Origin of the sequence: Thalassospira lucentensis, assembly GCF_001613805.1 — a bacterium.
Taxonomy (GTDB): domain Bacteria; phylum Pseudomonadota; class Alphaproteobacteria; order Rhodospirillales; family Thalassospiraceae; genus Thalassospira; species Thalassospira lucentensis_A.
On the sequence record NZ_LPVY01000013.1, the window covers coordinates 196,747 to 223,171 of the forward strand.

Below are 26,425 nucleotides of genomic sequence, written 5' to 3' on the forward strand. Positions count from 1 at the left end.
ACTACTCTGCCTCCTCGATGGCGATCAACTCGGCGCCGTCATCAACCTGATCGCCAACAGCAAAGAATATCTCGCGAACCGTGCCCGAAACCGGTGCTGAAATGGTGTGTTCCATTTTCATTGCTTCCATCACAACAAGCTTGTCGCCTGCCACAACAGATTGCCCCGGTTCGGCCAGCACGGCAATGATTTTACCGGGCATCGGTGCGGTTAATCCGCCGCCGGTGCCTTCATGGCCGCCCGCGGCGGCAACCGGATCAAAAATCTCAAGCCGGTCAGAACGCCCGTCGCGGAAAATCGTCAGGCGGTTACCATCACGAAGGACGCTGGCGCGTTTTCGGACCTTGTCAAAGGTAGCTTGAATGGTGCCATCAACGGCAATCTCGGCGTGGGCTGTGATCGAACTGCCGTCGGGCATATCAATCACATAACCGGCTGCGCGATAATGCACCTTGATCTTCAGGTCCGCCCCGTCATGACGCAGGATCAGGTCATGGTGATTATCATCGTTCAGACGCCATCCCGATGTGCTGTGCCATGGGGAATAGGGATCGCTGCTTTGTGCGGCATGGCTTTTGGCCTCGGCATCACGAAGCATCAGGATATCAAGTGCGGCAAAGGCAAGCGCATCATTGTCAGGTGCCGCCGGGGCGGGGATCAGATCGTCCAGATACTGACCGATGAAACCGGTTTCGACCTCACCGCGCACGAAGGCCGGGTGGCGGGCAATATTGGCAAGGAAGCCGGTATTGGTCGTTACGCCGACAATCTGCACATCATTAAGGGCCGTTGCCATCCGGCGCAGTGCCGATGTGCGATCCGTATCCCAGGTGATCAGCTTTGCGATCATCGGGTCATAATGAATGGATACCTCGCCACCTTCGTAAACGCCCGTATCGATCCGCACGTGATCATTGGCCGCAGGCATACGCATATGCACAAGCCTGCCCGTAGCGGGCAGGAAATCATTATGCGGGTCTTCGGCATACAGGCGGACTTCGAAGGCATGCCCGTTAATGGTCAGTTCTTCCTGTGCCTTGGGCAGCTTTTCACCGTCAGCAACACGCAATTGCCATTCGACAAGATCCTCGCCGGTGATCATCTCGGTCACCGGATGTTCGACCTGCAGGCGCGTGTTCATTTCCATGAAATAGAACGCACCCGACGCATCAAGCAGGAATTCAACCGTGCCAGCCCCCTGATAGCCAATCGCCTTGGCGGCATCGACGGCCGCTTTGCCCATCTCGGCGCGAATATCTTCGGGCATATTCGGGGCAGGGGCTTCCTCAATAACTTTCTGATGGCGGCGTTGTAGGGAACAGTCGCGTTCAAACAGATAAACCGCATTGCCATGGCTGTCGGCAAAGACCTGAATTTCAACATGGCGCGGTTTGACAATCAGCTTTTCAATCAGGCAATGATCATCACCAAAGCTGCTTGCAGCCTCGCGCTTGCAACTGATCAGCGCGTCCCTGAAATCGGCGGGTTTTTCAACCGCGCGCATGCCTTTGCCGCCGCCACCTGCCGACGCCTTGATCAGAACCGGATAACCGATCTTGTCCGCCTCGGCCGCCAAAAGGTCCGGGGCCTGATCTTCGCCGTGATAACCGGGAACCAGCGGAACACCGGCCTTGCCCATGATTTTCTTGGCTTCGGATTTTGAACCCATCGCACGGATCGCACTTGCCGGTGGGCCGACAAAGACGCAGCCGGCTTTTTCCAACGCATCGGCAAAAACGGCATTTTCCGACAGGAAGCCATAACCAGGATGAACCGCATCGGCACCCGATTGCGCAATGACTTCAAGTAAACGATCAACGCGCAGATAGCTGTCTTTCGGGGCCGGACCGCCGATGTGATAGGCTTCGTCGGCACGTTTGACATGCAGGGCATTGGCATCCGCGTCGGAATAAACTGCGACGGTCTGGATGCCCATGCGGCGTGCGGTTTCAATCACGCGGCAGGCAATTTCACCACGGTTGGCGATCAGTATTTTGCGCGGCATGATTAATTCTCACTCCACTTCGCGGGGCGTTTTTCAAGAAATGCACTGACACCTTCGCGACCTTCGGCACTTGCGCGCTGATCGGCAATGCGTCGTGCGGTATCGTCAATGACATCATCGTCAATCGGTTTGTTGGCAACCGCATAAATCAGCGATTTTGCTGCATTCATGGCACCCGGCCCATTGGCCAGCAACAGCTTTGCCATGGCATCACCCCGTGCGGTCAGATCGTCACCTGAAACAATTTCATGTACCAATCCGATGGCATGGGCGGTCGCGGCATCAAAACGTTCCGCCGTCAGAAAATAGCGCCGGGCCTGCGATACGCCGATGGCCTCGACCACATAGGGCGAAATAACCGCCGGAATCAGGCCCAGCTTGACCTCTGACAGGCAGAAACTGGCCCGATCAGATGCAATCACGATGTCACAGCACGCGGCCAACCCAACCCCGCCGCCAAATGCGGCCCCGTTGATAAGCCCGATGGTCGGTTTGCTGCAGAAATTAAGCGTCTTCATCAACCGCGCCAATGCACGTGAATCGGCAAGGTTTTCCGCATGGCTGTAACCGGCCATGCGTTTCATCCAGTTAAGGTCGGCACCTGCAGAAAAGCTTTTGCCTGCACCTGTCAGGATCACCACGCGCACCGCCGGATCGGCATCCAGCGCATCCAGCTTGGCTGTCAGATCGCCGATCAGGACATCGTCAAACGCGTTGTGGATTTCCGGACGGTTCAACGTAATGCGGGCAACACCCGATGCGCTGATCTGGCATATCACGGCATCGGTAGATGGATCGGTGTTATCGGTGTTTACATTTCTCATGCCAGCCTCACATCCTGAACACGCCAAAGCGTGTTTCCTCGACCGGTTTGTTGAGTGCTGCCGAAAGGCCAAGACCAAGAACCATGCGGGTATCGGCCGGGTCAATTACCCCGTCATCCCAAAGTCGCGCAGACGCGTAATAGGGGTGCCCCTGTTCTTCATACTGGTCGCGGATCGGGCCTTTGAAGGCTTCCTGTTCTTCGATCGGCCATGTTTCACCGCGCTTTTCCTGTGCATCGGCGCGGATTTGGGTCAAAACATTTGCCGCCTGTTCCCCGCCCATGACTGAAATGCGGGCGTTGGGCCACATCCACAGGAAGCGGGGGCTATAGGCGCGACCACACATGCCATAGTTGCCTGCGCCAAATGATCCACCGATCAGGACCGTGAATTTGGGAACCTTGGCTGTTGCAACGGCGGTGACCAGCTTCGCGCCATCCTTGGCAATTCCGCCGCTTTCATATTTGCGGCCAATCATGAATCCGGTGATGTTCTGCAGGAACACCAATGGAATACCGCGCTGGCAGCAAAGTTCGATGAAATGCGCGCCTTTAAGCGCACTTTCTGAAAACAGGATGCCGTTATTGGCAATGATCCCGACCGGATAGCCGAAAATGCGGGCAAAGCCGGTAACCAGTGTCGTGCCATACTGGGCCTTGAACTCGTCAAAGTCCGATCCGTCAACGATGCGGGCAATGACTTCACGCACGTCATAGGGTTTCTTGGAATCGCTTGGAATGACGCCATAAATCTCGCGCGGGTCATATGCCGGGTCGCGCGGCGCAGTCAGGGTCAGGCCGGGATTTTTCGTCCAGTTAAGGTTCTTGACGATATCACGTGCGATGGACAATGCATGCGCGTCATCCTGTGCATAATGATCGGTGACGCCGGATGTTTTACAGTGAACATCCGCACCGCCAAGGTCTTCGGCCGAGACAACTTCGCCGGTTGCGGCCTTCACCAAGGGCGGTCCCCCCAGAAAGATCGTGCCCTGTTTGCGGACGATAATGCTCTCATCCGACATGGCGGGGACATAGGCACCGCCCGCCGTACAGGACCCCATGACAACCGCGATCTGCGGAATGCCTTTGGATGACATGGTTGCCTGATTGAAAAAGATGCGGCCAAAATGATCGCGATCCGGGAAAACATCGTCCTGACGGGGCAGGTTCGCCCCGCCACTATCCACCAGATAAATGCAGGGCAGATTGTTTTCGAGTGCGATTTCCTGTGCTCGCAGATGCTTTTTGACCGTCATCGGGTAATAGGAACCGCCCTTGACCGTCGCATCATTGGCAACGATGACGCATTCAACGCCGGAAACCCTACCAATGCCGGTGATGATGCCCGCCGCAGGAACGTCTTCATCGTCATACATGCCATAGGCGGCAAGCTGGGAAAGCTCAAGGAACGGGGACCCGATATCGAGCAATTGACGGATACGTTCGCGGGGCAAAAGTTTGCCGCGGCCAGTGTGGCGATCACGTGCGCGCTCGCCGCCACCAAGCTTGATCTGCGTGATCTGATTACGAAGATCGGCAACCAGTTGTTCCATCTGTTGGGCATTGTTGCGGAAATCTTCCGAGCGGGAATTTACCGCAGATTTCAGAACCGTCATCGTCAATCGACACCGTCTGTTGCAGGGATCGATTTCATAAGGAATCGATCCCGAAGTGAATGGCGTTTATGACTGCTGTTATGGTGGAAGTTTACGTAAACGTCAAGATTAAATAGGTAATCCAGTACCGAATTTACTTATATCAAAAAAACAGCGTGAATTCGGGGCGGCAGACGGTATTCCGAATATGTGATTTTATCGAAAAAGTCGTAGATTTTTCAATTGACTAGATTGCTGTGATTGCGATGGTTTTCTGGTGCAATCAGTCGCTGATCTGTTTGCGCAGCTTGATCCAGCGTTCAAGATGTTCAAGCCGGTCATTGCCGAAAAAGGCTTCTTCTTCATAGAAGAAGAACGGTGACCCGAAGGCACCACGTGCAATGGCGTCGTCAGTAACTTCGCGGACGTGCTGCTTCCATTTCGGGTTTTCGACAGCCGCGCGGATTTCCCCGGCATCAATGGAATGTCGGGTGGCTGTGGCAAAGACAACTTCCGGGTCGGACATATCCAGTCCGTCTGCGAAATATCCGCGATAGACGTCCTTTGCAAACTTGATCGCCAATGCCGGTTTTGTTGACGCAATCCAGTAATAGGCGCGGGTCGGTACCAGTGCGGAATAGGGGAATTTTTCCGGGACCTGGAACGGCGTATTTTGCATTTTTGCGCAGCGTTCCATGTCGCGTTTGAAATAATCGCCGCGAATGGGTTGGCTCAATAACGGGCTTTGTCCGGTCTGTTTGAAGGCCGCACCGATCATGAACGGGTACCAGTTGACCGTAACGCCGGTTCTGGCCTCAAAGGCATCAATGCGTTCAGCCGCGAGATAACCGTAAGGTGACGAGAAATCGAAATAAAAAGAGACTTCCGACATGCTGTGGGGCCCGTAATTAATGACGCAAAACAGAGTGCCATGTGGCGATACCGGCAAAGCCATCGGAAAGATGGCTTGGTGATAGTGCGCTACTAAGCAATTGTATTGCAACAAAATTGATCGAATTTACGGGATCGTGATGCCGGGGCGTACTTTTACTTCTTCCATCACGACATATGTATGAGTCTGGCTGACACCCTGAACAGAGGACAGGCGTTCAAGGAATTCGCGATAGGCATACATATCGGCAACCCGAAGTTTCATCAGGTAATCAAAGCCGCCTGCGACCATGTGACATTCTTCGATTTCCGGCAGTTTGCGGATCGCTGTGGCAAACACGTCAAATACGTCCGGGGTCGTCCGATCCAGCGTTATTTCGACAAAAACCACCAGCGACTGATTGAGTTTGCGGGGGTCAAGTAGCGCCATATAACCGGTGATGAAGCCGTGTTGTTCAAGGCGGCGAACACGTTCGAGGCACGGTGTCGGGCTAAGATTGACGCGACGTGACAGTTCAACGTTCGACATGCGTCCATCGTTTTGAAGTTCGCGCAGGATCTGTTTGTCAATCTTGTCCAGGCTTTTATGATTCTTCTGCATTTTAATCTAATAACCAGTGTTTATAACTGCACTAAAAGTTTTTCAATGGATGATATATCGTATTTTTGGGGAAAATGGCAGCACATTTTTTGAGTGCATATATATTGTCTGTGGCCATATGAGGAGAAAACTCTGCGTTCCCCATAAGGAACCGGAGAATTGTATTTGCAGGGAGAAGCCATCGCCATGTTCCGCATCGATATGCCCCAAGCCAACGAAATCCGCGCAAAAATCCGCGAAACATATCGGACTGACGAAGAAGTTGTTGTTGAACGCATGATTGAGGCTGCCCGACTGGCTCCCGAACAATCGGCGCGCGTTCAGGATCGGGCTTATCAGCTTGTAGCGCGGGTTCGCAAAGCCGATAATGGCAAAAGCGGCATCGATGCGCTGCTTCATGAGTATGAGCTTTCAAGCAAGGAAGGCGTCATCCTGATGTGCCTTGCTGAGGCACTTTTGCGCGTTCCCGATGCGGTCACCGCCGACAGGCTGATCCAGGACAAGCTGTTTGACGCCAACTGGCAAAGCCACCTTGGCCATTCCGACAGCTTCTTTGTTAATGCATCGACCTGGGGACTGATGCTAACGGGGAAGGTGATCAAGTTCGGCAAGGCGGAAAAGGCCGATCCGGGCGCGTTGCTTAAACGCATGATCGCACGCTCGGGCGAGCCGGTTATCCGTAAGGCATTCAACCATGCCATGCGCATTATGGGGCGTCAGTTCGTAATGGGCCGCACGATTGCGGAGGCCGCCGAACGGGCGAAGACGAACGAGGAAAAAGGCTATCGCTATTCCTATGACATGCTGGGTGAGGCCGCGCGTACCATGGAAGACGCGGATCGCTATTTCAAATCCTATGTCGATGCGATCAACGATATCGGCAAGGTCGCGAATAATCGCGGCCCGATCAACAGCCCTGGCATCTCGGTAAAGCTTTCGGCGATCCATCCGCGTTATGATTTCGCCAATTATGATCGCGTCATGAATGAACTTGTGCCGCGCCTCAAACAGCTTGCGCTGCTGGCCAAGAAATATGACATCGGTTTTACCGTTGATGCCGAGGAAGCCAACCGTCTGGATCTGTCGCTTGATGTGATCGGAGCAGTCTTTGCCGATCCCGATCTTGAGGGGTGGGAAGGATATGGTCTTGCGGTGCAGGCCTATCAGAAACGGGCCTATCACGTGCTGGAATGGCTTGCCGACCTGTCGGTCAAGGTCGGGCGCAAAATGATGGTGCGCCTTGTCAAAGGGGCCTACTGGGATACCGAGGTCAAGAACAGTCAGGAAAACGGGTTTGAAGGTTATCCGGTCTTCACCCGCAAGGCCGCAACCGATGTTTCCTATCTGGCGTGTGCACGTTTCATGCTGTCGCGTCGCGACGCATTCTATTGCCAGTTCGCCAGCCACAATGCCCACACCGTGGCATCGGTTCTGGAAATGGCTGGCAATGACCGGACGTTTGAATTCCAGCGTCTTCATGGCATGGGCGAAGCCCTGTATGAACAGATTGTCGATAAAAATGGAGAAAACGTGCCGTGCCGTGTTTATGCACCTGTTGGCACCCACGAGGATTTGCTGGCCTATCTTGTCCGACGTCTGCTTGAAAACGGGGCGAATACCAGCTTTGTGAACCGTATTCAGGACGAGCAGCTACCGATCGAGGAAATGATCGCCGATCCGGTGGAAAAGATGGCTGCCCTGCCACGCAAGGCCCATCCGAAAATTCCGGCACCGGTTGATCTTTATGGTGCTGGTCGCGTCAATTCCAAGGGCATTGATCTGACCGATACGACCAAGCTTCTGCCGTTGGCCGAAAAGCTGGCATCGATACAGGGGAAAATCTGGCATGCTGCGCCGCTGATTGATGGCCAGCCTGTTTCGGGCGAGGCGATAGATGTTTTAAACCCGTCAAACCGCAATGAGAAAGTCGGCGAACTGGTTCAGGCCGGTGCAGCAGATGTCGAGGCCGCGATTGTTGCCGCCGCCAAAGGCTATGAAATCTGGAACAAGACCCCGGCTGCGGAACGTGCCGCGTGCCTGCGCCGCCTCGGTGATCTTCTTGAAGACAACATGGACGAGTTCATTGCTCTTTGCCAACGCGAAGCAGGCAAACTGTATTCCGATGGCGTTGCCGAAGTGCGCGAAGCTGTCGATTTCTGCCGTTATTACGCGAACCGGGCAGAAGAAAGCTTCCGCGAGGGTAGTATCCTTGAAGGGCGCGGCATTTTCGTCTGCATCAGCCCGTGGAACTTCCCGCTTGCGATTTTCTTAGGCCAGGTTAGCGCGGCACTGGCGGCTGGTAACGCCGTTATCGCCAAACCGGCCGAACAGACGTCGCTTGTTGCGGCCAAGGCGGCCGAACTTATCCTTGCTGCAGGCGTGCCGGGGGCTGCATTTACGCTGCTGCCGGGGCCGGGGCGCGTGATCGGCAATATCCTGATCAACGATCCGCGCATTGGCGGGGTTGCCTTCACCGGTTCAACAGAAACCGCACAGGTCATCAATCAGGCGCTGGCAAAACGCCCGGGTGTTCCGCTGCCGCTGATTGCCGAAACCGGTGGCCAGAACGCGATGATTGTCGATTCAACTGCACTGCCCGAACAGGTGGTACAGGATGCAATCATTTCCGGCTTCCAGTCCGCCGGGCAGCGTTGTTCGGCCCTGCGTGTTCTGTTCGTTCAGGAAGATATCGCAGACAAGCTGTGCCACATGCTCGTCGGCGCGATGAAGGAACTGCGTGTCGGTGACCCGAAATTCCTTGATATCGATGTGGGACCGGTGATTGACGAAAAATCTCGCAAAACCCTTGTCGCCCATGCAGAACGCATGACCAAGGAAGCAAAGCTGCTTCATGCCTGTGATATCCTGCCGGAATGTGAAAACGGGACGTTCTTTGCCCCGCATTGCTTTGAAATTCCGTCGCTGGATGTTCTGGAACGCGAAGTATTTGGGCCGGTTGTCCACGTGGTGCGTTACAAGGCACGTGATCTGGACAAGGTTCTTGATCAGATCAATGCGTCGGGTTATGGCCTGACGATGGGCATCCATTCGCGTATCGACAGCACCGTGCGCCAGATTTCGCAAAAGCTGCGTGTCGGCAACTGCTATGTGAACCGGAACATGATTGGGGCCGTTGTCGGCGTGCAGCCATTCGGTGGGCAGGGCAAATCTGGCACCGGCCCGAAAGCAGGCGGCCCGCACTATGTCGAACGTTTTGCGAAACCTGCGACCGAGGCCGGAAAAAAGGCAGCAGGCAGTGCCGCGATTGCCGATGATCGTTCGCCAATCGTGATCAAGGCGTCGCTGACGGATGATGAATATCGTGCCCTGCAGGCCGCACAGGTCAAATGGCAGGCGACAGACGGCAATGAACGCGTCCGTGTTCTGGAAAATCTTGCGGCCAAGCTGGCTGGATCGTCGAAAGGTGATCTTTCGGCAAACGCCGAACTGATCGCAAACTTTGCCGCGATTTCGGAAAACGGCTTTGTGGCTCCGACCCGGATGCCCGGGCCGACCGGTGAAACTAACGACCTTTATATGCTCGGCCGTGGTGTTTATCTGGTTCAGGCAGAAAAGGATGCCGAAGCAGCACGTGTCATCCGCCACATCGCTGCGGCACTTGCTGCGGGCAATGCGATGATCGTTGCCGGGGATCAAAAATGGCTGGTTGAATTTGCAAGCCTTGCCACCGATGCCGGACTGCCGGCAGGGCTGATCCGTGTCGTGGCGTCCAAGGTCGGTATTGCCGTGATGTATGACGGCGATGTGGCTGGTGTTTCCTGTGTCGCACCGCTTGATCGCGTTACCGCCTTCAAACAGCTTCTGGCGAAGCGTGACGGTGCGATCCTGTCGCTGATTTCCGATAGCGGGGCAGACGATGACGGGGCGCTGCCTGATGAGGCTTTCCTGCATCGTTTTGCGACCGAGAAAACCGTCACGATCAATACGACGGCTGCGGGCGGTAACGCATCGTTGATGTCTATGGAAGAAAATTGATCCGGTTTATGGAAACCGGATTATCAGGCGTCCGGCAAGCCGGATGATGAGCCAGCGGATAGCCATATCCGCCACTTGCGACCGGGGTGAATAGCCCCGGTCTTTTTCTTTTCTGGCCGTGGTGTGAATTGCTTCTTGGGTGAAACAGGCTGATGCAATCGTGTTCGGGCTTTTTTTTGTCATAATCGCCTGCGACAAGATGTGCCGGAACCACTGGCAGTTCAGGGCGTTAAAGCTTTATTGCGATCTGCTGTATTAGTGGTTCAGAAGAATTGGAATATGCCGATCCACCGGCATGAGAAGGAGCACAAAGATGATCACGATTTCCCGAGGCTGGCGCAACGCGATGAAGGCTGTTTCGGTATGTGCCTTGCTGGCGACACCGCTTGCGGCCTGTGGACCGTTACAGATGCCGCTGGAAGACCGGACGGGGAATGACCAGTGGCTTGATACCCAGATCAAGTCCGGCATCCTTGGCGAATTCTCCAAGGTCGACCATACCTACCTTATCGATGTGAATGTCGATATCTGGAAGCAGCAGGTGATGGTCACTGGCATGGTCGATTCCAAAGGCAAATATTATGATGTGATGTCGCTGGTCAAACAGGACAGCCGCATCAAGACTGTCTATGACCATCTCGAAGTTGCCGATGCTGCAACCATCGAGGCATATCACAAGGCTGAAGACGAATATGGCAAAAATGCCGTACCCGCGGATTCGGCCACTCAGACCGGCTCAGACGTGTGGATCGAAAGTCAGATCAAGGCCTTGTTATTGGCTGAAAAAGGGGTGAGTTCGGTGAACTACCGCTGGCAGTCTGTAAACAGCATCGTCTACATCATGGGGGATGCCCAAAGCAGTGAGGAACTCGACAAGGTGTTGTCGATCGTTCGCCGCATCAAGGGTGTCAAACGCGTAGTGAGTCACATCGCGAAGGTCTGATCACCTTGTGATTAAATGACTTTTTCAAAATCCCGCACAAATCTGCTGGTTTGTGCGGGATTTTTTTTCAAGCTCTGTTGCAAAAGTGTTTGAAAACTATTCGCATGTAGATTATAGGTGAGGTGCCGTAATTAATAACTGATTGCAATTACGCTGATGTATGTTTGCATTTGTAACGCGATAAAAGAACGTGACGTACGCCGTGCCGCCGAAGAAGGTGGTGCCACCCGTCCCGCAGATGTTTTCCGTTTTCATGGTTGTGCCCCGCAATGCGGGAAATGCGCCTGCCATATGCGTGCTGAATTGCTTCAGGCGAAAACCTGCGGCAATTGCGATTGCGATGATGCAGCCGCTGTCACCGCAAATGCCGCACCGATTGCTGCCGAATAGGCAGGCACAGCAATTTCATCAGTCTGATAAAAGCCTCCGTAAACGGGGGCTTTTTTGTTTTGCGGTGATGGAACTATTCGCGGTGCCGTGATGTTGTTTTTTTACGAAGTAGCGCTCATAGCCCTCACCCTAAGGTTACTTCGGTTGGCTTGTTGTTTTAGTGGCGTGATCAGGATGCAGGCCAACTTGTTCAAATAGTCGTCAAGTGGTCATGATCTGCGCTTGCACCGACTGTTTATGCTGCCCCTTTGGACATCAGCATGTGATGGCCAATGCAAAATTCTTCGGGTTGCGAACAGACTGATCCGTCTGATCCCACACCCCGGCGCAACATTACATGTCCTACCTTTGCCCCGATGTTGCACCGGATACCTGAAAAGCCGAACCTTGTTTCGGCTTTTCTTTTTCTTTGAGGAAGAGCGCAAAAAAGAACCCTCGCCCAAAAGGGAGAGGGTCAAGAGCTTCGGTTCAGGGAGGAAACTCTGAGGGAGGCTCCGAAGCTATTCGACAAAGCTGTTGATGCGTTCGCTTAGTTCCGGGTTCTGAAGGGCAGCCTGGGTGATTTCGTTATATTCCTTGATAGACAATCCTTCATCCCGAATGGCTTGAACCATTTCGGCACTGGCCTGCTGACGGATTTTCTGGACCTCGGCGGGGTTGGTGCTTTTCTGGGCGCGCTTTTGCCATTTGACGTTCAGATCGCGTACCTCGACAGCCGCCGCGGCATACTCTTCCAGTTGTGTATCGCTGTAACTTGTTGCCGGTGCCGTTTGTTCGCTCTGCTGTGGCTGCGTACTTTGGGCCTGAACTGCCGAAATTCCGATCGCGGGGCTGGCTGTCCACAAGGCAAATGCGACAGAGGCCAGTAATTTGCGCTTCATGGGAATACCTCTTTGCCGGTTCATGCATTTCGATGCCGGGCTTGACGCCGACTTTCATGTGACGGACATCGCTTGAAGGCAAATGGTTCCATAAAAAATGCACTTTTCCGGAACCTAATGTCGCAACAGACTGTTGTTGAGGCGTCATGACAAAAGCAAACGACGCAACCGATATCAAATGGCGTATTTCGCGTGAAATACCTCATTTACGCAGGTTTGCGCGTTCTCTGGTCTCTGACCGGGATCGTGCGGATGATCTTGTGCAGGACTGTCTGGAACGGGCAATTCGCAAACACCATCTTTGGCGCCGAACGGGTTCCGTTCGAAGCTGGCTGTTTAAAATTCTCTATAATGTGTTCGTAAATCAGTACCGGAAAAAGATGGCCGAAATCCCGATGGATGACGCGGTGCCGGAACTCTCCGTACCTGCGCGTCAGGAAAAGCGCATGGTCTGCATGGATATCGGACAGGCCCTCGAGAAACTGCCGCCCAATCAGAAAGCCGTCATCCTTTTGATCGCTCTTGAAGGCGTCACCTATGACGAAGCAGCCGAGGTGCTCGATATATCGGTTGGCACGGTCCGATCCAGACTATCCCGGGGGCGCGACAGTTTGCGCAGCCTTTATTCCGGGAAAACAAACGTGAAGCTCAGGAGGGTGAAATGATCAAGCCACATGAGCCGGTAAATGAAATAGATCTTCTTGCCTATGCCGACGGGACACTTGATGGCGATCCCGCGCGCCGTGCAGAGGTCGAAGAATATCTGAAACAACATCCGGAACAGGCCGAACGCATCATCGCCTTCATGCATCAGGATGACGACATTCATCGTTTGTACGACCCTGTACTTGATGAACCGGTTCCCGACAGGTTGCGTGCCGTCCTTGAACAGCCGCAACCAGGCCGTTATGCACAGATGCTTATGCGAACCGGGTTCGCAGCCAGCATTCTGCTTGCGGCCTCCGGGGGTTGGTATCTTGGCCGGACGATCCCGTCAGACGACTTGCCGCAACGCGATAGTATCGCCGCAAGCGCACTTGACGGTTATCGCAACGGCATTGCTTTGTCGGATACCAAAATTTCGTCATCGCAGGCACCTGTTGCGACCGCTCACGCATCGGGGCCGGAATGGTCAAATACCATATCGTCAATGGCAGGCCACATCATGTTGCAAATGCGGGTGCCGGATCTTTCAGCGCAAGGATATCACTTGCAGGAAAACCGCGAAATCGACACAGACGGCGGAAATGCTGTGCAAATCGGTTATGTCAACGACACGGGGGATAAACTTGTCCTGCTGCTTCAGCCACGCTGGAACACGGGCGTTTACGATCTTCGGGTCGATGAACGTGATGGCTTTTCCGTTGCGACCTGGGCCGATGGGCCGATCACGTTCGGACTGGCTTCGAGCATCAAGGCGGGGCAGGCTTATGAGCTGGCCACGTTTATCCGAAAATCAACGCAGTCTGTCGAATTTTCGGATCCTGCGCGCTTGCCCGATATACAGGCCCCCAGACAGGCATCAGAACCCGAGGTCGCCCAAAGCGATCCGGTTATCGGTTCCGAAATATCAGGCGGCGTGATCGAGGCACCTGTATTCCGTCAAAACTGACTTGCATGGGGTGTATCATTCCTGCCCGCCTGTCGTAACAGGCGGGCAGGGTGACAATCAGGACTTCCCGAACCGTTCTTCGGCCAGCCGATCCGCGACAAAGCCGGTCGACAGGTTTTGACTGTCTGCACGTTCAAAGATTTCCCGCACGGTGTCGGCGATGCCTTCGATATGCTTGTTGGTTTCGGCTACGGGCTTGCCTTCGCGGCAATAGTAAACTTCAACCACGCCCCCGGCATTGATCACATAATCCGGTGCATAAAGAATGCCTGCCTCGCGCAGCATCTCGCCGTGGCGATCTGCTTCAAGCTGATTATTGGCTGCTCCGGCGATGATACGGGCGCGGATTTTATCAATGCTGCGATCATTGACGACCCCGCCCAGCGCGCAAGGGGCCAGAACATCCGCATCGGTATAAAGGATTTCGTCAACGGAAACGGTGGTGGCACCGAATTCGTCAACCGCCCTGTTAACGCTGTCCGTATTCAGGTCTGAAACGACCAGACGCGCGCCCGCCGCATGCAGCATCCGGCAAAGGTGATATCCGACATTGCCAAGTCCTTGAACCGCAACGCGCAGACCCGCCAGATCTTCATGACCGTTTTTGAACCGGACTGCTTCCTTCAGGCCGATGAACACGCCATAGGCGGTAAAGGGTGACGGATCGCCAGTTCGCGCCGGGTCTTTGCCGTCATTGATCCCTCCGACATGCTGGGTCTGGCTTGCGATCTGTTCCATGTCTGCGGGGCTGGTGCCGACATCTTCGGCGACGATGTATCGCCCACCGACCCGTTCCACGGCACGGCCCATGGCACGAAACAGTTCCGGAGTTTTTTGGCTGCGCGGGTCACCTATGATGACCGACTTCCCGCCGCCAAGCGGCAGGTTGGCAAGGGCTGACTTATAGGTCATGCCACGTGACAGTCGCAGCACATCGTGAATGGCTTCCTGTTCCGATGCATAAGGCCACATGCGACATCCGCCCAGCGACGGGCCAAGATTGGTATTGTGCACGGCAATAATGGTTTTCAGACCGGTGTCGGGATCACTGGCAAAAACAACCTGTTCATGGCCGTCAAATGCAGTGTCGGAAAAAACGTTCATCCTGGTGTCGCCTCCTGGCGCAAGCTCGTTATTCTGCAAGGGTGGGTCCCTTGTTATCCCTTTATGTTTGACGCCGCGGCCATTTGATCAATTTCAAAATCGCGTCTGGGTTAAAAAAGACCGTTTCCATAAAACGGGCGACAAAAGATGGAATTTTGTGATCGTGGGGACGGTGCTTTGAAATAATCTTTCGCGTACGGAAATGCGAATTTAAGGGTAATCACCATTTCATCTGTCGACTGTTTCGCGTCGGGTGCCCTTTTATTGATATGAACGGCACCCGAAAAACCTGCATTCCTGATAAGAAATGCCGCGAAATCGGTAAAATTGCACTGCCGCAAAAATCCATGCTGCATCGCAGAATTGCGCGGTTTTGGCCCCTGCCATGCAAAACCGGCACACTTCAATCCGGATCAATTCAATTAAATATGGAATCCAGCCGGACGATTTACGGCTCGTTAAGCCACTTGTTCCACACTCGTGGTTGGGCATTTCATTTTTATGAAATTCCCGGTTCAGGACAAAGCGACGTCTGGGCGGACGTCGCAGGCAAAAGTAAGGAGACCGGGCGGACATGTCTGCTTTTACAGACCCACGCCAGACCGTTTATCAGGTTGAATTGCACAACCAGGCCGTTCGTGAATGCGTCAAAGAAAATCGTTCCCACGAGGTTTTTGACGATCGCTGGGCGGATGTGCAGACCCACGAAGTTGCTGCCAAGGACGAATACAAGGCACTTGCCATGATCGAAAACACCTATCCGTCGTGTGACGGTTTTGTTGTCGATCACGTCAAACGCCGTGACTAACCGGCACAACGGGATTTCCGGCCAGCGGCCAAAACAACAAGGGCGGGTTTTTCCCCGCCCTTGTTGTTTGATACGATGAAGTCAGGTCTTATCTGGCAAGTGCCCGATCAAGGAAATCAAGCCGGTCCTGTCCCCAGAACATCTCGCCATTGGCAAAATATGTCGGAACGCCAAAGATATTGTCGGCCTTTGCCGCCTCGCAATTGGCGTCATAGATTTTGGCGACGGATGGATAATCGGCATGTTCAAGATATTCGCCGGATAGACCATTCTTGATCAGGGCCTCGCGAACGACTTGTGGCTCTGCAATATTGCGATCCCTAAGCCAGATATCCCCCATCAGCGTTTCAATCAGTCCCGTCGGGTCCTTGCCTTCGTCCTGAACTGCGATAATGGTGCGGGCCGCCAACGTTTCATCCACGGGGAACGAGGCGGGCTGCAAATTGATCGGAATATTCAGAAAGTCCGCCCAGCGCTTCATCTCGACCATGCGATATTCCTGACGCGGTTTTGGACGCTGTGCCAGCGGAACACCGCCGCCATGCTGCCATACATCCGCAGCCCGGCAGGGTTTGTGGATTATCGGGGTGTTATGTTTGCGCGCGATTTCGACAACGCGACCAAAACCGAAAAACGACCAGGGCGACTGAACAAAGAAATAGTGGATGATCGGGGTCGACATTCAAAGCCTCCGGGGACTGCAAATCCGCAGCACATTGTTTTTACAACAATGCCAGAGTGCCCGATCTGCTCTGTCACCGTCAAATGATCAGACGGCACATCCCGGATTTGTGATGAAGCCGCGGATTAATAATCCAGCCACCAGCTGTATTCACCCAATCCACCCAGAACAACCCCGTCAAATCCAAGTTTCATGATACCGCCAAGATAACTGTTCTCGCTGCCGAACAGAATGTTCTGCCACGCCTGTGACCAGTAATAGACATGGTGTTCCTGACCCCAGCGCGCATCAAGGTTGCCCTCGCCAATAAATTCGGGGCTGCCTGCACGCCAGTTGTTCTGCCAGTAATAGCGATAGGTTTCTGCCGTTCCGATATTCAAATAGGCCAGAATGGTGCGCGGCGTACCAACCTTTTTGTAGCGCAGCCGTTTCATGTCTTCGTAAGTCAGCGGGATCGTACCGCGATGGAACGGGTCAATGATCAAGACATCGTAATTAGTGTCGATCATCGCGTTGATAAATGCTTCCTTGGTTCCGTACGGCGAACTGTCGAGCACAATCCCGTAATTCTTCGCATCACGAATATTGTCAATGACATGCGGATTGGCGCCGATTGGCGTGCGCGGCACCTTTGCCAATGTTGAAAGCTGCTTATCAGGTGGTGGGGCTGCGTAATAAAGGGCATCCAGACCGCTTAACTTTTGGCGCGCCGCCTGTTGTGCCTCGCTTTTATCGGTATAGTCGAGCGCAAAATATTCAAGCCCTGCCGTCTTCAGACGTTCCAGATAGCCTAGTATATATTTGGTTTCCTCGCTATCGGTGGGTTCACCATATGTGTCGTAACCATAAAATGGTGCTTCGATCATGATGCCGTCAAGCGCGCGCAAATAGTTGCGCGCCGGTTCAGCAGTACCGCGCGATGCAAACAATGTGGTTTCGAGATATTCCGTCAGCTCCAGTCCGTTTAACGCAATGATTGAAAAGTCACTGCGATAGGACTTTGCCCATCGGCTGAGCTGGATGACAAGATTGCGCATTTCATCGGCGAACTGAACATCTGGCTTTTCGGTTCCGGTTGCCTCATTCCGGTTGCCCGGTGCACTCAGGCTATTCGGGGGCGGTACAAAGGGCTCAAGCTGCTGGGCACTGGCGCTGTTTGCAATCGGCATGGCGCTGGCAAACAGGACGGAGCAGGTCGCAAGGACGAATTTCCAACGAGAGCCGAACAGTAATCTCTTGGGCTCTCTGGAACGATCATCCCTGATCGGATTCCACACTTTTCGCCAGCCTGCTTCTGCCATTATGACCTTGCCTTTACCTGCTGTCGTGACAGGATGCCCTCAACATGGTCTGCTATTGCAAGGCATGCCGTCAATCCCGGTGATTCAATGCCATAGAGTATTACCAAGCCATCAATGCCGTGTTTATCGCGATCAGAAATCAGAAAATCGCGTGCGGCTTCGCCCGGTGCCTGAATTTTTGGTCGGACACCGGCATAGCCGGTTTGCAGGGCATTTTCGTCTAGTGCCGGATAATATTTACGAATGGCTGCTGCAAACCCGGCGCGTTTTTCTTCGGGCACGTCATAGTCCGGTTCTTCAACCCAGGTAACGTCCGGGCCAAAACGTGCCTGTCCGCCTAGATCAAGGGTCAGATGAATTCCAAGCCCGGCCTGTTCGGGGGCCGGATAAATCAGGGTGGAGAAGGGCGCCTTGCCCGAAAGCGTGAAATAGCATCCGCGTGCGTAATGCTGTGGCGGAATACTTGGTTCTGGCAGGCCGGAAAAATTATGTGCCAGCGTCTGGCTGTGCAGGCCCCCCGCGATCAGAAGTTCTGCACAGGTCAGGCTCATTTCCTGACCGTCGCGATCACGCGTGTCGATTGTGAAAATGCCGTTTTCAAATTTCGCGGCCACGACATCGGTATTAAGTGCTAATGTCGCCCCGCTTGCTTCGGCTTCCCCCAGCAGGGTGACCATCAGCTGATGGGAATCGACAATTCCGGTCGACGGGCTTTCAAGTGCGGCCACACAATGGAGTGCCGGTTCGCGCCTTGTTGCCTCATCCCCGTCCAGCCACACAAGGTCATTCACCCCGTTTTCGCGTGCCCGTTTCTCGATATCACGCAAGGCGGGGATTTGATCCTTGTGGGTGGCAACAATCAGTTTGCCGGTGCGTTTGTGATCAATGCCGTTTTCTGCGCAATAACGATACAGCATATCCCGCCCGGCAACGCAGAATTTCGCCTTCAGACTGTCTTTCGGATAGTAGATGCCCGCATGAATGACTTCGCTGTTACGTGCACTGGTTTCGGTTCCGATTGCATCGTGGCGTTCAATGATCAGAACTTCCCGGCCGGCTTTGGTCAAGGCACGCGCACAGGCAAGGCCAACAACGCCAGCGCCGATGATGACGGTTTGAATATCGGTGGTCATATTGGAAAAACTGTCCGGGACTTATGAGTTGAGTTGACGGAAATAAACGGCCTGGCCCTGATTGTCCTGACCTTCGCCGGTAACGCTACCTGGATCTTCGCTGGTATAATGGCCACGCGCGGAGGCCCCGTCATCGCAGAACACATACCAGCTGCCAAATGGCAACGTGCCGCTTTGATAGGCCCCGCCATCATGACGCCAGATGCCTTCACAATGGCGAAGGTCGCTGTCAATAATCATCGTGCCTTCGCCCGAAGGCTGATCAAATTTAAGCATCCCCTGACCGCGCGACCCTTGCCAGTTGCTGCTGATCGGCAGACCTTCGGGCGGGGTGTTTACGGCATTGCTGTCGGGAAGAGGCGTTGCGGACGGGGTTTCCACAATTTCTGGGACAGCCTGCACGGGAGGACGCGCAACCCCCTCCGGAAGCTGTATATCAAACCGGACAAAGAAGTTGGCACCATAAAGCTGGGCGTCTACCGCATCAAGTTTCTGGGGCGGTGGTGTAAAGTCTGTCATGGTCTGGCGCGACAATGGGTCACAATAATATCCAAGCAGGCGACTGCCGCGTGTTGTCGGCGTATCGGGATTCCATTGCCCAACAAACGATACACACTGTGATCCTTCGCGAATAAACGGCGTCATTGCAATTGGGCCGTATCGGGTATCCTGTGTGAAATTGTCACCGTTGGCAGTGCTGCGACCACGTAACCCGTCGAACATTTCCAAAAGCTGCTCCGACGGCATTTCATTGTTGAATGCAAAACCCGGGGCAGATGTCGAAAAAACGCTTTCGAGAAACAGATCACCAGCAGCACCTTTCAGGCTGCCTTCTGCCGCCGGGGACAGCCAGCGACCAACGAATACGGTACTATTTTCACGATATTGTCTCAGAAAGACGGAGTTAACCGGCATGTCCGATTTAAATGAAAGTGGACTTTGGTCGGCTGGGATTTGTTCGAATCCGCCGGTATCCTGCGCATTTGCAGGCACCATACCAATCATCATCAAAGTGCCGGCCACTACGCCGCCCAACAGGGCCCCCCGATTGGTCACTTTGCGTCCTTCCTTCATGTTATTGCTGGGGAAATCACTTTTCCCTACTCCTATCTTTACCTGTACGGTGATAGATTGGCTAGGGTCCAGTAGACAACTCGCTGTCGATGAAATTCTTTGTTCTTGATTTTTACGGGCAAAGACGGTCATTGGGGTGAGGGTTTTTGTGACCCTGGGGACAGAAAATTGCCTGAATAACGGAGCAAACTGCAATGACGGTGCAAGAGACCGGCGCAACCGGGGAAAGCGCAGGCCAACAAACCGCTACCGCCAAACAGCCAGGTGCGAAGCGCGCCCATGTGATCGTGATTGGCAACGAAAAGGGCGGATCAGGAAAGTCGACCACGGCGATGCACTTGATTGTATCGCTGATGAAAATGGGTTTTTCCGTTGGATCGCTTGATATCGATGCCCGTCAGGGAACGCTGACCCGCTATGTTGAAAACCGCATCTCATTTAATGCGCAGAAAAAGCTGAAGCTGCCCGTTCCGGATCATCGTCCGATTTACCGTAGCGAACTTGAAGACGGCAATGCCGCCAAGCTTGATGAGCGTGACCGCTTTACCAGGGCGCTGGGCGAATTGGTCATGAGCTGCAATTTCGTGGTCATGGATTGCCCTGGCAGTGACAACTACCTGTCGCGTCTTGCGCATTCCTGTGCCGATACGCTGGTCACCCCGATCAATGACAGTTACATTGATCTTGATATGCTGGCGCGTATTGATCCCGATACCCTTGATATCAAGGGACCCAGCATCTATGCCGAAATGGTTTGGGATGCCCGTAAACGTCGTGCCGCAGTCGATGGCGGCACAATTGACTGGATCGTTATGCGCAATCGTCTGTCGCATCTTGATGCGCGTAACAAACGTGATATCGCCGAAATCGTCGACAAGCTGGCGGCCCGCATACGCTTCCGTGTTGCGCCGGGCTTTGGTGAACGCGTGATCTACAGGGAATTGTTCCTGAAAGGTCTGACGTTGCTGGACCTTCGCGAGAAGGGGGTTGGTATTCCGCTTAGCATGTCGCATATGGCAGCCCGGCAGGAAGTCCGTGCCCTGCTGGAAATAATCGGCTTCACACCGGCGGATGGCGAAGAGTTGCCGATCTGATATAAGCGCCCCTATATCAGGACGATCGTACACTTGCGTACCCTGAAAACTGGTTGGTGCCCGTGCCTGAAAACAAAGCAACACCCGAAACCCAAGCCAAGCAGCAAAGCCGTGTTGCGTCTGATGCGTCAAGCCATACGGACGTAACCGCCTTTGTGAGGCAGGCCCGAACATTGGCGACGGTTGCCCCGGCTTCCGGTCCGGCACAGGGACGGTTGATCTTTGCTATGGATGCAACGGCCAGCCGTCAACCGAGCTGGGACAGTGCTGCGGTTCTGCAGGCTGAAATGTTCGATACCGTTGCTGGAATTGGCAGCACGCTGGACATTCAGCTTGTTTTTTTCCGCGGTATTTCGGAATGCAAGGCCAGTGCCTGGTATCGGGATGCGGCACGGTTGCGTGACTCCATGACAAAAGTTACCTGCCGGGCCGGGCATACGCAGCTTGCGCGTGTGCTTGGTCATGTCGAAGGGCAGGCGCGCGATAAAAAGATCAATGCCTTGATTTATGTCGGTGATTGTCTTGAGGAAGATATCGATAATCTTGCCGGTTTGGCAGGACAACTGGCGTTGAAAGGCATCAAGGCATTCATGTTTCAGGAAGGCTATGACCCCACGGCCGAGAGAGCCTTCCGCGAGATTGCCCGGATCACCGGTGGTGCGTTTGCCCGTTTTGATACCAGTGCGGCGGATCGTTTACGAGATCTGCTTGGCGCCGTTGCGAGTTACGCGGTTGGCGGCATTAATGCGCTTGAAGAATATGGCAATAAAACATCATCGCAGGACGTCAAACTGCTGGGTTCTCAGTTACGGAAATCCCGATAATGCAATGGTTCTTGTTGGGGATAGGGCTTTTCGTCGCTGCCGGATTTATCATCAGATGGTTATCGTCAGCCGAGCCAAAGGACGTCAGAAAGATCGGGTTGTGGGTCGTTGTCCTGCTGCTGGGCGGGCTGGCAGCATGGTTGCTTCTGACCGGAAAGCTCGCCGCCATGGTTGCCGCCCTTGTTGCTGCCATACCCTTCCTCGTTAGAATCCTCAAAATCGGCTTAATGTGGCCATTATTGCGCAGGATGTTCGGTTTTGCCCGGTCATGGGGCGGCAGTGGAGGTCGATCAGGACACTCGTCTGCCGGTTCGGGCCGGGTATCTGAAATAAAAACGGATTATCTGCATATGTATCTTGATCATGATAGTGGCCAGTTGGGCGGCACGGTGGTGCAGGGCACAATGGCCGGGCGTGATCTGGATACACTCGGGCTTGACGAGCTGCAGGCACTTTATGGTGACTGCTGCGGCGCACAAGATCAAAGTCAGACAGTTCTTGAAACCTATCTGGAACGTCGTCCGGATTGTTCGGGATGGCAGAACTGGCAGGCATCCCGGGATGCGAACGATAATGGAAACGGCAGGGCCGGAAACGATAGCGAGCAAGCTGGCAGCGGATTTAGCAGCGGAGAAATGAATGCAGGCGAGGCCCGAAAAATCCTGGGTGTTTCGGAAGAAGCAACCCGCGAGGATATCAATCGGGCTTATCAGGTATTGATCAAGGCGGTCCACCCGGATCATGGCGGATCAGATTATCTTGCATCCAAAATCAATGCAGCCCGAAGCCTCCTGTTACAGCTTTGTAAAGATTGAACTGAACAAACAGCGCGTTCGCTTGATCCGCGTTCTTGAAATGTGGCAGAAGCATAAGATTGGCCGAATGCGGATGAGGCGGATATGACGCGGTCAAAACAGAGGAAAAAAGGCATGTCGAAGCGAATCAAGAAGGCTGTATTCCCCGTGGCGGGTATGGGGACCCGTTTTTTGCCAGCAACCAAGGCAATGCCCAAGGAAATGTTGCCGGTGGTGGACAAGCCGCTGATTCAGTATGCCGTTGAAGAGGCGATCGCGGCAGGCATCGAAGAATTCATTTTCGTAACCGGTCGCGGCAAAACCGCGATTGAAGACCATTTTGACCGTTCCGCAGAACTTGAAGCAATCCTGATGGAGCGCGGCAAGCATGATGCGCTGGAAACCTCGCTTGCGATGATCCCGGAAAACGGTCGTGTGACCTATACCCGTCAGGGCAATCCGCTGGGGCTTGGTCACGCCGTTCTGTGTGCGAAATCTCTTGTCGGTGACGAGCCTTTCGTCGTCTTGCTGGCAGATGACCTTATCCAGTCAAACGTGCCCTGCATGAAGCAAATGGTCGAAAGCTATGGCCGCACGGGTGGCAACATGGTTGCCGTTATGGACGTCCCGCGCGAGGAAACCCAGCGTTACGGTGTGCTTGAAGTCGAAGGTACCAACGGTCGTCTGGTCAGCGCATGTGGCATGGTCGAAAAACCGAAACCCGAAGACGCACCATCAACCCTGTCGGCCATTGGCCGCTATATTCTTGATCCGGGCATCTTTGACACCCTTGAAAATATTCCGCGCGGGGCTGGTAACGAAATCCAGTTGACCGACGCACTGGCCGCCATGATCGGAAAAGTACCGTTCTATGGCTATCGTTTCGAAGGCCGTCGTTTCGATTGCGGCAACAAGATCGGCTTCCTCAAGGCGACCATGTCATTTGCGCTCGCACGCGAAGACATGCGCGACGACGTTCGCAATCTCATTCACGAGTTCGCCGAAGGCGAAGCCGCAGAATAACAGATATCAATTTCAAATATGCTGGCAGGAGCCGGGACAGACTCCTGCCAGCTATCATCACTACCAGGGTAAAAATTCATGCGCGTAGCAATGATCGGTACCGGATATGTGGGGCTCGTTTCCGGTGCCTGTTTCTCGGAGTTCGGCACAGAAGTCATTTGTGTGGACAAGGACGAAAACAAGATAGCCCGTCTCGAAGACGGCATCATGCCGATCTACGAACCGGGGCTGGATGTTCTTGTCGAAAACAACGTGAAAGCCGGGCGCCTGAAATTCACCACCGATCTTAAGGAAGGGGTGAAAGGTGCCGAGGCAATCTTCATTGCAGTGGGAACACCGACCCGCCGTGGTGATGGTCACGCCGATCTCAGCTACGTTTATGCTGCTGCCGAGGAAATTGCCGACGCTATCGAAGGCTTCACCGTCATTGTGACGAAATCGACCGTACCTGTGGGCACGGGTCGTGAAGTCGAACGTATTATTCGTGAACGCCGTCCGGATGCGGAATTCGCAGTGGTTTCCAACCCTGAATTCCTGCGCGAAGGATCGGCAATCGGTGATTTCATGCGCCCGGACCGCGTGGTCATCGGGACAAGTGATGAACGCGCACGCGACGTCATGCGTGACTTGTATCGTCCGCTTTATCTGATCGAAACGCCGATTGTGTTCACCACGCGTGAAACGTCGGAAATGATCAAATACGCAGCCAATACCTTCCTGGCCGCCAAAATCACGTTCATCAATGAAATTGCCGACCTTTGCGAGAAAGTTGGCGCCGATGTCCATGATGTGGCGCGTGGGATTGGCCTTGATGGCCGCATCGGAAAGAAATTCCTGCATCCGGGGCCGGGTTACGGCGGGTCATGCTTCCCGAAAGATACCCTGGCATTGGTTCGCACCGCGCAGGAACATAATAGCCCGTTGCGCATTATTGAAACTGTGGTCGATGTGAATGCCCGGCGTAAAAAGGCCATGGCTGACCGCATCATTTTGGCTTGCGGTGGTTCGGTTTCGGGCAAAACCATCGGCATCCTTGGTCTGGCCTTCAAGCCAAACACCGATGATATGCGCGATGCGCCAAGCCTTGATATTGTTCCTGCCCTGATTGCTGCCGGTGCAACGGTTCGGGCATTCGACCCGGAAGCCATGGAGGAATCCAGAAGGCTTCTTGAAGACATTGTTTACTGTGAAAGCGCCTATGAAGCGCTTGAAGGTGCCGACGCGATGGTGGTCCTGACCGAGTGGAACGAGTTCCGCGGCATGGATCTGGATCGCATCAAATCAACCTTGAAACACCCGATCGTGGTGGATTTGCGAAATGTATATGACCCCGCTGAAATGGCAGAACAGGGTTTCAGCTATTCCTGCATCGGGCGAGCATCAATCGGAGGCTAAGTTAGAATATGACCATCTCTGCCGGACACAATTTTGATCCTTCCGTACTGCGCGAATATGATGTGCGCGGTGTCGTGGGCGAAACCCTGCACGCGGCCGATGCGCTTGCTCTTGGCAAGGCATTCGGTACCAAGGTGCGCCAGTCTGGCGGAAAACGTGTTGCCGTTGGCCGGGATGGACGTCTGAGTTCGCCCGAACTGGCAAGCGCCCTTGTCGAGGGGATTGCGTCGACGGGCTGCGATGTGGTCCGGATCGGGCGTGGACCAACCCCGATGCTGTATTTTACGGTTTATGATCAGAAAACCGACGCCGGCATCATGGTGACCGGTTCGCATAATCCGTCAAATTACAACGGTTTCAAGATGCTCAATGCCGGGAAATCGGTGTTTGGCGAAGCCATTCAGGAACTGGGCCGGATTGCCGCCTCGGGTGATTTCGAAACCGGAAATGGCGCAATCAGTGACATCGACATCGAAGATCGTTATGTCGAACGTTTGCTGGCCGAACTGGATTGCGATGTTGCCAAGCCGATGACAATTGTCTGGGACTGTGGCAATGGTGCTGCGGGCGATGTGGTTCGCAAACTGACCGCAAAGCTTCCGGGCAACCACCATCTGCTGTTTGACGAGATCGATGGCACTTTCCCCAATCACCATCCGGACCCGACGGTTGAAGCCAACCTCGTTGATCTGAAGGCCAAGGTGGCATCGCTGAATGCGGACTGGGGCGTTGCCTTTGATGGTGACGGTGACCGTATCGGTGTTGTTGACGGGCAGGGCCGTGTTTTGTGGGGCGATCAGCTGCTGCAGATTTATGCCGCCGACGTTCTCGGGCGCCTGCCGGGCGCATCGATCATTGCCGATGTCAAAGCCAGCCAGACACTGTTTGACGAGGTTACCCGTCTTGGCGGCAACGCCATCATGTGGAAGACTGGCCATTCACTGATCAAAACCAAAATGGTTGAATCCAAGGCGCCGATTGCCGGTGAAATGAGCGGCCATATCTTCTTTGCCGAGCGTTACTATGGCTATGATGATGCGATGTATGCTGCTGTGCGGCTGTATCGCATTCTGGTCCAGAGCGGCAAAAGCCTTGATGATTGGCGCGATGCCATGCCCGTGGCGGTCAATACCCCGGAAACCCGTATCGACTGCCCGGATGATCGCAAGTTCGCTCTGATCGAAGAGGTGCGTGGTCGCTTGTCCGAAGCCGGTGCCGAAGTCAGCGGCATTGACGGCGTTCGCGTCAGCACCGATGACGGCTGGTGGCTGCTGCGTGCATCCAACACCCAGCCTGCAATCGTCGCCCGTTGCGAGGCTGCCGATGAAAACGGTCTGAAGCGGCTGAAAACGCAAGTCACCGCACAGCTTCAAAAAAGCGGTCTGTCCTCGGATGATTTCTTTGCATCGGGTGGTGGCCACTAGGCTGTTCTGATCAGGACGATAAAAAAAAG

The 26,425-nt window shown here is 54.2% G+C and carries 22 protein-coding genes and 1 pseudogene; 12 read left to right on the plus strand and 11 right to left on the minus strand.

All coding sequences use genetic code 11. The features are described from left to right. Position 1: 1 nt before the first annotated feature. From AUP42_RS13120 to AUP42_RS13140, 5 genes are all read right to left on the minus strand, one after another. Positions 2 to 2,005, minus strand: coding sequence for an acetyl/propionyl/methylcrotonyl-CoA carboxylase subunit alpha (locus AUP42_RS13120; RefSeq protein WP_062952060.1), 2,004 nt, complete (start codon positions 2,003 to 2,005; stop codon positions 2 to 4). Positions 2,006 to 2,007: 2 nt separating this feature from the next. Continuing rightward, positions 2,008 to 2,829, minus strand: a complete 822-nt coding sequence (locus AUP42_RS13125; protein WP_062952061.1) for an enoyl-CoA hydratase/isomerase family protein — start codon at positions 2,827 to 2,829, stop codon at positions 2,008 to 2,010. A gap of 7 nt (positions 2,830 to 2,836) precedes the next feature. Then, positions 2,837 to 4,447, minus strand: coding sequence for a carboxyl transferase domain-containing protein (locus tag AUP42_RS13130; protein WP_062952062.1), 1,611 nt, complete (start codon positions 4,445 to 4,447; stop codon positions 2,837 to 2,839). Positions 4,448 to 4,709: 262 nt separating this feature from the next. Next, positions 4,710 to 5,318 (minus strand): 2-hydroxychromene-2-carboxylate isomerase, encoded by a 609-nt coding sequence (locus tag AUP42_RS13135; protein WP_062952063.1) that lies wholly within the window; start codon positions 5,316 to 5,318, stop codon positions 4,710 to 4,712. A gap of 126 nt (positions 5,319 to 5,444) precedes the next feature. Next, positions 5,445 to 5,918 (minus strand): Lrp/AsnC ligand binding domain-containing protein, encoded by a 474-nt coding sequence (locus tag AUP42_RS13140; protein WP_007090318.1) that lies wholly within the window; start codon positions 5,916 to 5,918, stop codon positions 5,445 to 5,447. A gap of 159 nt (positions 5,919 to 6,077) precedes the next feature. Between AUP42_RS13140 and putA the strand changes: the two genes are divergently transcribed. The 3 genes and pseudogenes from putA to AUP42_RS21975 all read left to right on the plus strand — a co-directional run. Beyond that, on the plus strand, positions 6,078 to 9,914 hold the full coding sequence (putA, locus tag AUP42_RS13145; RefSeq protein WP_231858277.1) for a bifunctional proline dehydrogenase/L-glutamate gamma-semialdehyde dehydrogenase PutA: 3,837 nt from the start codon (positions 6,078 to 6,080) through the stop codon (positions 9,912 to 9,914). Between the two features lie 313 nt (positions 9,915 to 10,227). Beyond that, positions 10,228 to 10,857 carry a BON domain-containing protein gene (locus AUP42_RS13150; RefSeq protein WP_062952064.1) on the plus strand — a complete coding sequence of 210 codons (630 nt, stop codon included), beginning with the start codon at positions 10,228 to 10,230 and terminating at the stop codon, positions 10,855 to 10,857. Positions 10,858 to 11,013: 156 nt separating this feature from the next. Then, positions 11,014 to 11,139 (plus strand): annotated as a pseudogene (locus AUP42_RS21975) ((2Fe-2S)-binding protein); the annotation flags it as partial. A 608-nt stretch (positions 11,140 to 11,747) separates the two neighbouring features. On the opposite strand, the gene AUP42_RS13160 reads toward AUP42_RS21975, so the two are convergent. Further along, on the minus strand, positions 11,748 to 12,128 hold the full coding sequence (locus tag AUP42_RS13160; protein ID WP_062952066.1) for a DUF4168 domain-containing protein: 381 nt from the start codon (positions 12,126 to 12,128) through the stop codon (positions 11,748 to 11,750). Positions 12,129 to 12,274: 146 nt separating this feature from the next. On the opposite strand from AUP42_RS13160, the gene AUP42_RS13165 reads away from it, so the two are divergent. Continuing rightward, positions 12,275 to 12,793, plus strand: a complete 519-nt coding sequence (locus AUP42_RS13165) for an RNA polymerase sigma factor (protein ID WP_062952067.1) — start codon at positions 12,275 to 12,277, stop codon at positions 12,791 to 12,793. Further along, positions 12,790 to 13,740: an anti-sigma factor family protein gene (locus AUP42_RS13170; RefSeq protein ID WP_062952068.1), complete on the plus strand. Its 951-nt coding sequence runs from the start codon at positions 12,790 to 12,792 to the stop codon at positions 13,738 to 13,740. Before AUP42_RS13165 ends, AUP42_RS13170 begins: the two co-directional genes overlap by 4 nt. Before the next feature lie 57 nt (positions 13,741 to 13,797). Here AUP42_RS13170 and AUP42_RS13175 read toward each other — a convergent pair whose 3' ends face one another. Further along, on the minus strand, positions 13,798 to 14,844 hold the full coding sequence (locus tag AUP42_RS13175) for a Glu/Leu/Phe/Val dehydrogenase dimerization domain-containing protein (protein ID WP_062952069.1): 1,047 nt from the start codon (positions 14,842 to 14,844) through the stop codon (positions 13,798 to 13,800). A 574-nt stretch (positions 14,845 to 15,418) separates the two neighbouring features. On the opposite strand from AUP42_RS13175, the gene AUP42_RS13185 reads away from it, so the two are divergent. Next, positions 15,419 to 15,652 carry a hypothetical protein gene (locus AUP42_RS13185; RefSeq protein ID WP_007090314.1) on the plus strand — a complete coding sequence of 78 codons (234 nt, stop codon included), beginning with the start codon at positions 15,419 to 15,421 and terminating at the stop codon, positions 15,650 to 15,652. Positions 15,653 to 15,740: 88 nt separating this feature from the next. Here the strand turns inward: AUP42_RS13185 and AUP42_RS13190 are convergent, their stop codons facing one another. The 4 genes from AUP42_RS13190 to AUP42_RS13205 all read right to left on the minus strand — a co-directional run bounded on the left by AUP42_RS13190 (position 15,741) and on the right by AUP42_RS13205 (position 19,974). Further along, positions 15,741 to 16,334 carry a 2-hydroxychromene-2-carboxylate isomerase gene (locus tag AUP42_RS13190; protein ID WP_062952071.1) on the minus strand — a complete coding sequence of 198 codons (594 nt, stop codon included), beginning with the start codon at positions 16,332 to 16,334 and terminating at the stop codon, positions 15,741 to 15,743. A 125-nt stretch (positions 16,335 to 16,459) separates the two neighbouring features. Next, positions 16,460 to 17,635 carry a hypothetical protein gene (locus AUP42_RS13195; RefSeq protein ID WP_062952072.1) on the minus strand — a complete coding sequence of 392 codons (1,176 nt, stop codon included), beginning with the start codon at positions 17,633 to 17,635 and terminating at the stop codon, positions 16,460 to 16,462. Next, entirely contained in the window at positions 17,635 to 18,768 is a 1,134-nt protein-coding gene (locus AUP42_RS13200) for an NAD(P)/FAD-dependent oxidoreductase (RefSeq protein WP_062952073.1), read from the minus strand. Before AUP42_RS13200 ends, AUP42_RS13195 begins: the two co-directional genes overlap by 1 nt. A 21-nt stretch (positions 18,769 to 18,789) precedes the next feature. Continuing rightward, positions 18,790 to 19,974, minus strand: a complete 1,185-nt coding sequence (locus AUP42_RS13205; protein ID WP_231858278.1) for a hypothetical protein — start codon at positions 19,972 to 19,974, stop codon at positions 18,790 to 18,792. Positions 19,975 to 20,036: 62 nt separating this feature from the next. On the opposite strand from AUP42_RS13205, the gene AUP42_RS13210 reads away from it, so the two are divergent. From AUP42_RS13210 to pgmG, 6 genes are all read left to right on the plus strand, one after another. Continuing rightward, on the plus strand, positions 20,037 to 20,936 hold the full coding sequence (locus AUP42_RS13210) for a division plane positioning ATPase MipZ (RefSeq protein WP_062952075.1): 900 nt from the start codon (positions 20,037 to 20,039) through the stop codon (positions 20,934 to 20,936). A 62-nt stretch (positions 20,937 to 20,998) separates the two neighbouring features. Beyond that, positions 20,999 to 21,760, plus strand: a complete 762-nt coding sequence (locus AUP42_RS13215; RefSeq protein WP_231858279.1) for a VWA domain-containing protein — start codon at positions 20,999 to 21,001, stop codon at positions 21,758 to 21,760. After that, positions 21,760 to 22,575, plus strand: a complete 816-nt coding sequence (locus AUP42_RS13220; protein WP_231858280.1) for a molecular chaperone DnaJ — start codon at positions 21,760 to 21,762, stop codon at positions 22,573 to 22,575. Before AUP42_RS13215 ends, AUP42_RS13220 begins: the two co-directional genes overlap by 1 nt. 114 nt (positions 22,576 to 22,689) lie before the next feature. Further along, positions 22,690 to 23,577, plus strand: coding sequence for a UTP--glucose-1-phosphate uridylyltransferase GalU (galU, locus tag AUP42_RS13225; RefSeq protein WP_062952076.1), 888 nt, complete (start codon positions 22,690 to 22,692; stop codon positions 23,575 to 23,577). A gap of 78 nt (positions 23,578 to 23,655) precedes the next feature. Further along, on the plus strand, positions 23,656 to 24,972 hold the full coding sequence (locus AUP42_RS13230; RefSeq protein WP_062952077.1) for a UDP-glucose dehydrogenase family protein: 1,317 nt from the start codon (positions 23,656 to 23,658) through the stop codon (positions 24,970 to 24,972). A gap of 8 nt (positions 24,973 to 24,980) precedes the next feature. Beyond that, positions 24,981 to 26,396, plus strand: a complete 1,416-nt coding sequence (gene pgmG / locus AUP42_RS13235; protein ID WP_062952078.1) for a phosphoglucomutase/phosphomannomutase PgmG — start codon at positions 24,981 to 24,983, stop codon at positions 26,394 to 26,396. Positions 26,397 to 26,425 lie beyond the last annotated feature (29 nt).